The organism is Gemmatimonadaceae bacterium (genome assembly GCA_035533015.1).
Classification (GTDB): Bacteria; Gemmatimonadota; Gemmatimonadetes; order Gemmatimonadales; family Gemmatimonadaceae; genus JAGWRI01.
Genome location: DATLUQ010000029.1, coordinates 80,575 through 89,937, shown reverse-complemented (window position 1 = coordinate 89,937; position 9,363 = coordinate 80,575). Strand labels below are relative to the sequence as shown.

At 66.5% G+C, this 9,363-nt stretch carries 12 protein-coding genes; 1 reads left to right on the top strand and 11 read right to left on the bottom strand.

Going from position 1 to position 9,363, the window contains the following annotated elements:
• Positions 1–3 precede the first annotated feature (3 nt).
• Genes VNF92_06205 through ndhC form a run of 3 tightly spaced genes read right to left on the bottom strand, consistent with a single transcriptional unit; the run spans position 4 to position 1,723 of the window.
• Positions 4–708 carry an NADH-quinone oxidoreductase subunit C gene (locus VNF92_06205; GenBank protein ID HVA57464.1) on the bottom strand — a complete coding sequence of 235 codons (705 nt, stop codon included), beginning with the start codon at positions 706–708 and terminating at the stop codon, positions 4–6.
• Positions 705–1,328: an NADH-quinone oxidoreductase subunit NuoB gene (gene nuoB / locus VNF92_06200; GenBank protein HVA57463.1), complete on the bottom strand. Its 624-nt coding sequence runs from the start codon at positions 1,326–1,328 to the stop codon at positions 705–707. The genes VNF92_06205 and nuoB overlap by 4 nt, the downstream gene beginning before the upstream one ends.
• Complete coding sequence (gene ndhC / locus VNF92_06195) at positions 1,319–1,723, bottom strand: NADH-quinone oxidoreductase subunit A (protein HVA57462.1); 405 nt, start codon at positions 1,721–1,723, stop codon at positions 1,319–1,321. The genes nuoB and ndhC overlap by 10 nt, the downstream gene beginning before the upstream one ends.
• A 184-nt stretch (positions 1,724–1,907) precedes the next feature.
• On the opposite strand from ndhC, the gene dcd reads away from it, so the two are divergent.
• On the top strand, positions 1,908–2,462 hold the full coding sequence (gene dcd / locus VNF92_06190) for a dCTP deaminase (GenBank protein HVA57461.1): 555 nt from the start codon (positions 1,908–1,910) through the stop codon (positions 2,460–2,462).
• A gap of 17 nt (positions 2,463–2,479) precedes the next feature.
• On the opposite strand, the gene VNF92_06185 is transcribed toward dcd, so the two are convergent.
• The 8 genes from VNF92_06185 to VNF92_06150 form a co-directional block, all read right to left on the bottom strand.
• Complete coding sequence (locus VNF92_06185; GenBank protein ID HVA57460.1) at positions 2,480–3,253, bottom strand: succinate dehydrogenase/fumarate reductase iron-sulfur subunit; 774 nt, start codon at positions 3,251–3,253, stop codon at positions 2,480–2,482.
• A complete protein-coding gene (locus tag VNF92_06180; GenBank protein HVA57459.1) occupies positions 3,250–5,163 on the bottom strand; it encodes a fumarate reductase/succinate dehydrogenase flavoprotein subunit in 1,914 nt (637 codons plus the stop codon). The genes VNF92_06185 and VNF92_06180 overlap by 4 nt, the downstream gene beginning before the upstream one ends.
• Before the next feature lie 2 nt (positions 5,164–5,165).
• Positions 5,166–5,849 carry a succinate dehydrogenase cytochrome b subunit gene (locus VNF92_06175; GenBank protein ID HVA57458.1) on the bottom strand — a complete coding sequence of 228 codons (684 nt, stop codon included), beginning with the start codon at positions 5,847–5,849 and terminating at the stop codon, positions 5,166–5,168.
• 88 nt (positions 5,850–5,937) lie between these two features.
• Positions 5,938–6,867 carry a malate dehydrogenase gene (gene mdh, locus VNF92_06170; protein HVA57457.1) on the bottom strand — a complete coding sequence of 310 codons (930 nt, stop codon included), beginning with the start codon at positions 6,865–6,867 and terminating at the stop codon, positions 5,938–5,940.
• A gap of 313 nt (positions 6,868–7,180) precedes the next feature.
• A complete protein-coding gene (gene moaA, locus VNF92_06165) occupies positions 7,181–8,164 on the bottom strand; it encodes a GTP 3',8-cyclase MoaA (protein ID HVA57456.1) in 984 nt (327 codons plus the stop codon).
• Complete coding sequence (locus VNF92_06160) at positions 8,161–8,607, bottom strand: molybdenum cofactor biosynthesis protein MoaE (GenBank protein HVA57455.1); 447 nt, start codon at positions 8,605–8,607, stop codon at positions 8,161–8,163. The genes moaA and VNF92_06160 overlap by 4 nt, the downstream gene beginning before the upstream one ends.
• A complete protein-coding gene (locus VNF92_06155) occupies positions 8,607–8,849 on the bottom strand; it encodes a MoaD/ThiS family protein (GenBank protein HVA57454.1) in 243 nt (80 codons plus the stop codon). The genes VNF92_06160 and VNF92_06155 overlap by 1 nt, the downstream gene beginning before the upstream one ends.
• Before the next feature lie 139 nt (positions 8,850–8,988).
• The gene (locus VNF92_06150; GenBank protein ID HVA57453.1) at positions 8,989–9,345 is read right to left on the bottom strand and encodes an HU family DNA-binding protein; all 357 of its coding nucleotides are present in this window, start codon (positions 9,343–9,345) and stop codon (positions 8,989–8,991) included.
• Between the last annotated feature and the right edge of the window lie 18 nt (positions 9,346–9,363).

Genomic DNA, 9,363 nt, shown 5'->3' with positions numbered 1-9,363 from the left:
CCGCTATTCCCCCGCCTTCTCGCCGGCGCGCAGGCGGCGGCGCATCTCGGTGGGCAGATCCGCGAAGGCATCGGCCACCGACAACTCTTCCATGGAGTACCGAGCTTCCGGGTTGGCGGCCAGTGCCTGGCGAAGCTGTTCCGACCGGCTGAACCGCCCACGGAGCGGAAAGTCCTTGCGCAGCGGGAACCCCTCGCGGTAGTCCTCCCACATGAGGATGCGCCGCAGATCGGGATGCCCTGCGAAGGTGATCCCGAACATGTCGTAACACTCGCGCTCCATCCAATCGGCGCTCGCGTACACCGTCCATATGCTGGGCACGGTCAGCTCGGCGCCGCGAGGCAGTTCCACTTTGAGCCGCAGGAACTGCCGGTAGGCCAACGAGCGCAGGTGCCAGACGACCTCGATGGGCTGTTCCGGGTCGCGGAACTCCACGGCCGTCACGTCCGACAGGTACTCGTAGCGCTGCGACGGATCGTCGTGCAGCCAGCGCACGACATCGAGCAGCCTCGCGTTGGCGACGACCACGTTGGTCTCCCCGCGCACCACGGATGTACCGGCGACCGCATCGCCGAACTGGCGCTGGAGGGCGGCGGCGGACGGGTTGGCGTCGCCGCCGGCCAGCGGCACGTTGCGCGGCGTGGCCGGCGCAGGCGCGTCGGTCGCGCACGCACTCCCCGCCACGACGGGCTGGAAGGCGTTGCTCACAGGCTGGACCGGGTCTGATGCACCGAGTTTCCGAACGGCTCGGAGATCTGGTCGATCAACGACGGCGGGATGTACAACTGGCTCTTGGGGTCGGGGTCCATCTCGTTGCGCAGCGTCTTGTCGGCGGCGCGTTCCTTCTTGACCTTTTCCTGCAGGAGCATGATGCCGTAGATCAGACCTTCCGGGCGGGGCGGGCAGCCGGGCACGTAGACGTCCACCGGAATGATCGTGTCGATGCCCTGCACCACCGCGTAGTTGTCGAACATGCCCCCCGATGACGCGCAGGCGCCCATCGAGATGGCCCACTTGGGCTGCGGCATTTGCTGCCAGATGCGGCGCAGAATGGGCGCCAACTTGAACGGCACGCGGCCCGCGCAGATGAGCACGTCGGCCTGCCGCGGGGAGAAGCTCATCCGCTCCATGCCGAATCGTGCGAGGTCGAAGTCACTGGCCGCGCTGGCCATGAACTCGATCGCGCAGCAGGCCGTGCCGAATGGCATCGGCCACAGGGAGTTGGCGCGAGCCCAGTTGACCAGGAAGTCGAGCTTCGTCGCCACCCAGCCTTCCTGCGAGACCGGGGCGTAGGAGACGGCCGACTCAGGGCTCGGGGTCAGTCCCATTGCAGGGCACCCTTCTTCCAGACGTAGATGAAGCCGACGAGGAGGATGGCCACGAACACGAGCATTTCCCCGAGACCGAAGAACGAGATCTGGCCGGCAGGACACGCGCCGCCGACGAGCGGCACGGCGCATGAGAGCTGCTGGTAGTGCGCGCCCCAGGGGATCATGAACACGGTCTCGATGTCGAAGATGATGAACAGCACCGCAACCATGTAGAACTTCACGGAGAATCGCTCGCGGGCGTCGCCGAGCGGCGGGATCCCCGACTCATACGCGGTTTGCTTCACCGGCGTGGGGCGCGACCGCAGCGTGAGCGCGGATAACCCGAGCATCGCCACCGCGTTGACGATGACGAATCCGAGCAGGAGCAGGACGGGGAAATACGTGCGATCCATAGCGCTCCGAACTTCGTGAAAACTTTCACTAACTCCAGCGCGGAAAAGTTATCCATCCGTCGCACAGGGGTCAACCGGATTGCGCGGCGATTGACGACATGCTTGGCGCCTGCCCCGCCGACGGGTACATTCCGGCGCGCGGTTGGCCGCGCCACCCTCCGTTCCCCTCGCCCCACACTCCGTCATGAGCGTCATGTCCGACCGCTGGATCACCCGGATGGCCAAGGAGCACGGGATGATCGAGCCTTTCGAGGACCGCCAGGTCCGAGCCGGCGTCATCTCCTACGGCGTCAGCTCCTACGGCTATGACATGCGGGTGGCCCGGGAGTTCCGGATCTTCACCAACGTGCTGAGCTCGATCGTCGATCCGAAGAACTTCGACCCGCGGAGCTTCGTGGAGTTCGAAGGGGACATCTGCATCGTGCCCCCCAACTCCTTCGCGCTGGCCCGCTCCGTGGAGTACTTCCGGATTCCGCGCGACATCCTGACCGTGACGGTCGGCAAGTCCACCTACGCCCGCTGTGGGATCATCACGAACGTGACTCCGTTCGAGCCCGAGTGGGAGGGGTTCGTGACGCTCGAGATCTCGAATACCACACCGCTGCCGGCCAAGATCTACGCCAACGAGGGCATCGCGCAGGTGCTCTTCTTCAAGGGGGACGAGCCGCCCGAAGTCTCCTATGCCGACAAGAAGGGCAAGTACCAGGGCCAGCGCGGCGTGACCCTGCCAAAGATCTGACCCACGCGGGGCGCGGGCTACCCGGCCCCGCCCATGGTCTTCTCCTCGCGCTCCGTGACCACGGCCGAGAAATAGTCGCGGTTCATCCACGCGATGAAGTCGATGCTGATGCCCTTGGGGCATGCCTCCTGACACTCGCCGAATAGCGTGCAGCCGCCGAACTGCTCGAGATCCATCTGGGCGACCATCTTGAGCGCCCGCCGGTAGCGTTCGGCCTGGCCCTGGGGCAACAGACCCAGGTGCGAGATCTTGGCCGCCGTGAACAGCGAGGCTGAGCCGTTGGGACAGGCCGCGACGCACGCGCCGCATCCGATGCACGCCGCGGCATCCATCGCGTCTTCGGCGCTCTGCTTGGGCACGGCGAGGTTGTTCGCTTCGGGCGCCGAACCGGTGGGCGCCGTGATGAACCCGCCGGCCTGGATGATCCGGTCGAAGGCGCTGCGGTCCACCACGAGGTCCTTCACCACCTGGAACGCGCGGGCCCGCCACGGCTCGAGCCACAGTTCGTCGCCGTCGTTGAAGCTGCGCATGTGCAGCTGGCAGGTGGTGGTCATCTTCATCGGCCCGTGGGCGGTGCCGTTGATCATCATGCCGCACATGCCGCAGATGCCTTCGCGGCAGTCGTGGTCGAACGCGATGGGCTCCTTGCCCTCCCCGATCAGCCGCTCGTTGACCACGTCGAGCATTTCCAGAAACGACATGTCGGGGCTGACGTCGCGCGCCTCGTAGCGGTCGAAGCGGCCCGCCGCGTTCGGGGCCGGCTGCCGCCACACGTGAAGGGTGAGGTTCACTTGTAGCTCCGTGTGGCCAGGTGCACGTTCTCGAATTCCAGCGGTTCCTTGTGCAGCGCGGGCTCCTTGCGGTCGCCCTGGTACTCCCACGCCGCGACGTAGGCGAAGTGTTCGTCGTCGCGTCTGGCCTCGCCATCGGCGGTCTGGTGCTCCACGCGGAAGTGGCCGCCGCACGACTCTTCGCGGTGCAGCGCGTCGAGGCACATCAGTTCGCCGAGCTCCAGGAAATCGGCCACGCGTCCGGCGTGCTCGAGCGATTGGTTCAACTCGGCGCCGGTGCCGGGCACCGTCACGTTGCGCCAGAATTCTTCGCGCAGTTTGGGGATCTCGGTGAGCGCGTGCTTGAGCCCGTCGGCGCTGCGCGCCATTCCGCAGAACTCCCACATGATCTTGCCCAGTTCGCGGTGGAACGACGTGACCGTGCGCTGGCCCTTGATCGAGAGCAGGCGTTGGGTCCGTTCAACGACCGCCGCCTCGGTGGCCTGCACGTCGGGGTGGTCGGCCGTCACGGGCTCCAGTTTGTTGCTGCTCAGGTAGTCGCCGATAGTCAGCGGGATCACGAAGTAGCCGTCGGCCAGCCCCTGCATGAGCGCGCTCGCGCCGAGGCGGTTGGCCCCGTGGTCGGAAAAATTCGCCTCGCCGATCACGTGCAGCCCCGGAATCGTGCTCATGAGATTGTAGTCCACCCACAGCCCGCCCATGGTGTAGTGCGCCGCCGGGTAGATGCGCATGGGAACCTGGTACGGATTCTCGGCGGTGATCCGCTCGTACATCTCGAACAGATTGCCGTATCGCTCGGCGATCGTGTCCCGGCCGAGCCGTTTGATGGCGTCGGCGAAGTCGAGATACACGCCACGTCCACCGGGGCCCACGCCCCGTCCCTCGTCGCAGACCTCCTTGGCGGCGCGCGAGGCGATGTCGCGGGGCGAGAGGTTGCCGAAACTCGGATACTTCCGCTCGAGATAGTAGTCGCGATCGGCTTCGGGAATCTGATTCGGCGGCCGCGTGTCGCCCGCCTTCTTGGGTACCCACACCCGGCCGTCGTTGCGTAGCGACTCGCTCATCAGCGTGAGCTTGGACTGGTGCTCGCCGCTCATTGGAATGCAGGTCGGGTGGATCTGCGTGAAGCACGGGTTGGCGAACGCCGCGCCGCGCTTGTAGGCGCGCCACGCGGCCGTCACGTTCGATCCCTTGGCGTTGGTGGACAGGAAGAACACGTTGGCGTAGCCGCCCGTGCCCAGCACCACGGCATCGGCCAGATGGCTCTCGATCCTGCCCGTGACGAGGTCGCGCACCACGATGCCACGCGCCCGCCCATCGACGACGATGACGTCGAGCATCTCGGTGCGTGGGTACATCGTCACGCCGCCCTTGGCGATCTCCTTTTCCAGCGCCTGATAGGCCCCGAGCAGCAGTTGCTGCCCCGTCTGGCCGCGGGCGTAGAAGGTGCGCGACACCTGCGCGCCGCCGAACGACCGGTTGGTGAGCAGCCCGCCGTACTCGCGCGCGAACGGCACGCCCTGCGCCACGCACTGGTCGATGATCTGCACGCTCACTTCGGCCAGCCGGTACACGTTGGCTTCGCGCGAGCGGAAATCGCCGCCCTTCACGGTGTCATAGAACAGGCGCCAGATGCTGTCCCCGTCGTTGGGATAGTTCTTGGCGGCGTTGATGCCGCCCTGGGCGGCGATGCTGTGGGCCCGCCGCGGCGAGTCCTGGAAACAGAAATTCTTCACCAGGTAGCCAAGCTCACTCATCGACGCGGCGGCCGCCGCGCCGCCCAGCCCCGACCCCACCACGATCACCGTGTGCCTCCGCTTGTTGGCGGGGTTCACGAGCTTCATGGCGAACTTGTGCGTGCCCCACTTGTCGTCGATGGGACCCGGCGGAATGCGCGACTTGAGTTCCATGGCTAGTGCACGATGCCGGCGAGGACGCCGAGCGGAACGAGGGTGAAGCCAAGCCAGACGGCGATGGCCACGACGGCGGCGATGCGCCGGTGCAGCGGATGTTCGGAGGGCCGCACCACGCCCAGCGTGCGCAGCGAGCTCCAGGCGCCGTGAAAGAGGTGGAGCCCGAGGAACGCCATCGACAGCAGGTAGAACCCCGAGACCCACCAGATGCGGAAGCTCGCCACCACGTCGCCGTAGATGTCGTGACGCCCGGCGGAGTCGGTGGTGTGGAATGCGCCGGCCGGATCGATCGCCCCGACCGTGAAATGCAGGATGTGGAATACGATGAACGCCAACAGCAGCACGCCGCCCCACCGCATGGTCCGCGACGCGAGCGTGGAAACCTGCGGCTCGCGCTTGCGGTACCCCACGGGTCGTGCCGCCTTGGCGCGCCGCGTGAGCTGCCACGCCATGAGGATGTGGAGCAGCACCGCCACGACGAGCACGATCCGCACCACCCACACGACCTCCGCCAGGGGGCCGTGCAGCAATGCGGCGTACGAATCGAACTTGTCCTGGCCGATGAAGACCTGGAGGTTGCCCATCATGTGGCCGATCACGAAGGCGATACCGATCAGCCCCGTGACCGCCATGATGATCTTCTTTCCGATCGTGGACCGGTACAGGTTGACGAACCAGCTCATCGTGTGGGGACGTTCGGGGTGAGAGGTTCGGAACGCGGGATGCGGGAAGTGGGATCGCTCATCCCCCTTCCCGCATCGGCCGTCCCGCTCAGAGTTTGACCGCCTTCATCGGTTCGCGCACCGCCTCGGCGCTCTTTGCGAGTGCCGCCCGCTCCTCGGCCGTGAGTTCGACCTCGAGCACCTGCTCCAGCCCGCGGCGCCCGAGCTTGCACGGCACTCCCAGGAAGATGCCCTTCTCCCCGTATTCGCCGTTGAGCCACGCCGCGCAGGGCAGGATGCGCTTCTGGTCGCGTACGATGGCTTCGGCCATCTGGACGGCGCCGGACGACGGCGCGTAGTACGCCGAGCCCGTCTTGAGGTGCTTCACGATCTCGGCGCCGCCACCGCGCGTGCGCTCCACGATCGCGTCGAGCTTGCTCCGGTCGATGAGTTGCGTGACCGGGATGCCGCTCACCGTCGTATAGGAGATCAGCGGCACCATGGTGTCGCCGTGACCGCCCAATACCATTGCTTGGATATCGCGCACCGAGACGTCGAGCGCTTCGGCCAGGAACGCCCGGTAGCGCGCCGAATCGAGTACGCCCGCCATGCCGAGCACGCGCTCGCGCGGAAACCCCGTGACCTGCTTGGCCACGTAGCACATCACGTCGAGCGGATTCGACACCACGATGACGATGGCGTTGGGCGAGCTCTTCTTGATCTGCTCGCTCACCTGCTTCACGATGCCGGCGTTCGTGTTCAGCAGGTCGTCGCGCGACATGCCGGGCTTGCGGGCGATTCCGGCCGTGATGATGACGAGTTCGGACCCCGCGGTCTCCTCGTACCCGCTGGTGCCGATGACGCGGGTGTCGAACCCTTCGATGGGGGCGGATTCCCACTGGTCGAGGCCCTTCCCCTGCGGAATCCCTTCGGCCACGTCCACCATGACTACCGTGCGGGCCAGTTGCTTCTCCGCCACGCGTTGAGCGGTCGTCGCGCCGACGTTGCCTGCGCCGACCACCGTGATCTTGTTGACCATGAGTCCATCGGGAAGAAGAAATAGTGAACAGCCAATGAATAGTATTCCGGTGTGCGAGCGCGAGCAACGCTGCACGGTGCTTCGGGCGGTTCGGTTGGGCGGCCGAGCGCATCTCGCCGGGATTCCGCCAAAGGCCGCGCACGCCACACGAGCGTGCGCGACGACAACACCGCCGATGGCGACGACGACCATGAAGAAAGGGGACCTGTGAGGTCCCCTTCGGGTGGCATCCGCCGTTCGCACTGCGCGCTGCGCGCTGCGTCGAAGTCCTGTCGTGTGTTGAACTGCCGGCGCGCCGGACGGGCCGAGCGGTCTACCCCCCGACCTGCGACAGTGCGCGAAGCCCGCCCACCTTCATCTGCAACAGCGCGTGCTCCTTGGGCTTCTCGGCGAGCGCGCGGCGGAAGTGCGACTCCAACGGTTCGCCCGCACGCAGCGGCGTGCGCAGATCGACCTCGTGGTCGCCGAACAGGCAAGTGCGCAGCCGGCCGTCAGCAGTGAGCCGCACTCGGTTGCACGATCCGCAGTACGTGTGCGTCATCGGCGTGATCATCCCTATCGTGCCGCGCGCACCAGGGAATGCATAATAGACCGCCGGGCCGTTGCCGCGCGCCGGGCCCGCCGCCGGTTCGAGCGCGCCCAACGTCCGGATGCGCGCCAGCACTTCGTCGCTCGGCACGACGTGCTCCCACGTGAGATCGCGCATCTCGCCCACCGGCATCAGCTCGATGAAGCGGATGTGCCACGGATGCTCCAACGTGAGCCGCGCGAACTCCTCGACCTCGTCGTCGTTCACTCCGCGCATGACCACCATGTTGATCTTCACCGGATCGAGCCCCGCTCGTTCCGCCGCCGTCGCGGCTCGCACCGGGTCGAACCCGAGGTTGCGGCGCGAGATCGCCGCGATGCGGTCGGCGCGCAGGCTGTCGGCACTGATGTTCACGCGGTCCAGGCCGGCGGCGCGGAGCGTGGGGCCGAGCGCCTCGAGCCTGACCCCGTTGGTGGATAGCGCGATGTCCTCGATTCCTGGCACGGCCCTGAGTTGGGCGACCAATCGCTCCAGGTCGGGGCGAATGGTCGGCTCTCCACCCGTGATCCGCAGCCGGCGCAGCCCGAGCGGGGCGAGCTGCCCCACGGTCGCGGCAATCTCTTCGTACGTGAGGATCTCGGCTTTGGGCAGCCATTGCAGGCCCTCGGCAGGCATGCAATAGAGACAGCGAAAGTTGCACCGGTCGGTGACGGAAATGCGGAGGTACTCGATGCTCCGCCCGAACTGGTCGCGCAGTGCGTCGCTCACGCGACCGGCTCCGGGGTGCGCGCCGTTCCGCTTCTGGCGTGCACCCATTCCCGCGTGCCGTCGGCGTAATGCTCGCGCTTCCAGATCGGAAGCCGGCGCTTGATCTCCTCGATCACGTAGCGCGAAGCCTCATACGCGGCGCCACGGTGCCCGTGAGCCACGGCGATCGCCACGCTGGCTTCCCCGAGGCCCAGCATTCCTACGCGGTGCTCCGCAACCACCCGCGCGCCATGGAACCGCGTGGCGGATTCATCCACGATCGTCGCGAGTTCGCGCTCGGCCATCGTGCGATACGACGAATATTCGATGCCGGTGACTGCGCGCCCGTCATTCGTGTCGCGCACCGTGCCAACGAACAGCACCACGGCGCCGCAGTCAGGCGCCGAGACTTCGGCCACGAGCGCGGTCGGGGCGAGCGGGCGGTCGACGATCGCGCTGCGCATCAGCCGCCGGCGACCGGTGGGATGATCGCGATTTCGTCACTTGCGGACACCGGCGTATCGAGCGAGGCGTAACGCTGGTTCACGGCCACCAGCGGAGACGGCGGGATCCGACCGTTCCCCGCGCGCCGGTGCACAGAGGCGATCAGATCGCGCACCGTCGCACCCGCCGGCAGGTCCACGTCGATTTCCGAGGCGCCGAGCGCATCGGCGTAAGAGGCAAACAGCAGCACGCGCAACGTCATAGAGCGAATGCTATCGGAACGGGTGTCGGGAGGTAAGCACTTACCTCACGCGATACGGTCCACGCGGGCAGCGTGAGGGCCACACAAACGAATCGCCCCGGCATGAAGCGACGAGGCGACCATGTAAGCGCTGCAACGACTACGCCTTGGAGGCCTTGATGGAATCGGCGGAGTCCTCGTCGTCGTCCAGATCGTCCATCTCGATGTCCGCCACCATGGCGCGCAACTCCTTGGAAGGCTTGAACACGGGAACGGGGCGGGCCGACACTTCCACGGGAGAGCCGGTGCGGGGATTGCGCGCCATGCGTGTCTTGCGGTGGCGGATCTTGAACGTGCCAAAGCCGCGCACCTCAATGTTCTTCTGATCGTGCAGCGCTTCTTTGATCGCATCGAGAAAGGCGTCGACGACCCTGGCGCAGTCCTTCTTGGATATCATCGGCCCGGCGGTACGGGCAATCTGCGTCGTGACGTGCTCAACCAGATCAGCTTTGGTCATGAAAGAGCCTCGGGGTCA

Excerpts from the sequence above, each read along its gene's own strand:
- dcd (HVA57461.1), top strand. The coding sequence starts at position 1,908 with ATGAGCGTCATGTCCGACCGCTGGATCACCCGGATGGCCAAGGAGCAC.
- ndhC (HVA57462.1), bottom strand. The coding sequence starts at position 1,723 with ATGGATCGCACGTATTTCCCCGTCCTGCTCCTGCTCGGATTCGTCATC.
- nuoB (HVA57463.1), bottom strand. The coding sequence starts at position 1,328 with ATGGGACTGACCCCGAGCCCTGAGTCGGCCGTCTCCTACGCCCCGGTC.
- mdh (HVA57457.1), bottom strand. The coding sequence starts at position 6,867 with ATGGTCAACAAGATCACGGTGGTCGGCGCAGGCAACGTCGGCGCGACG.
- VNF92_06160 (HVA57455.1), bottom strand. The coding sequence starts at position 8,607 with ATGCGCAGCGCGATCGTCGACCGCCCGCTCGCCCCGACCGCGCTCGTG.
- VNF92_06180 (HVA57459.1), bottom strand. The coding sequence starts at position 5,163 with ATGGAACTCAAGTCGCGCATTCCGCCGGGTCCCATCGACGACAAGTGG.
- VNF92_06155 (HVA57454.1), bottom strand. The coding sequence starts at position 8,849 with ATGACGTTGCGCGTGCTGCTGTTTGCCTCTTACGCCGATGCGCTCGGC.
- VNF92_06150 (HVA57453.1), bottom strand. The coding sequence starts at position 9,345 with ATGACCAAAGCTGATCTGGTTGAGCACGTCACGACGCAGATTGCCCGT.
- VNF92_06175 (HVA57458.1), bottom strand. The coding sequence starts at position 5,849 with ATGAGCTGGTTCGTCAACCTGTACCGGTCCACGATCGGAAAGAAGATC.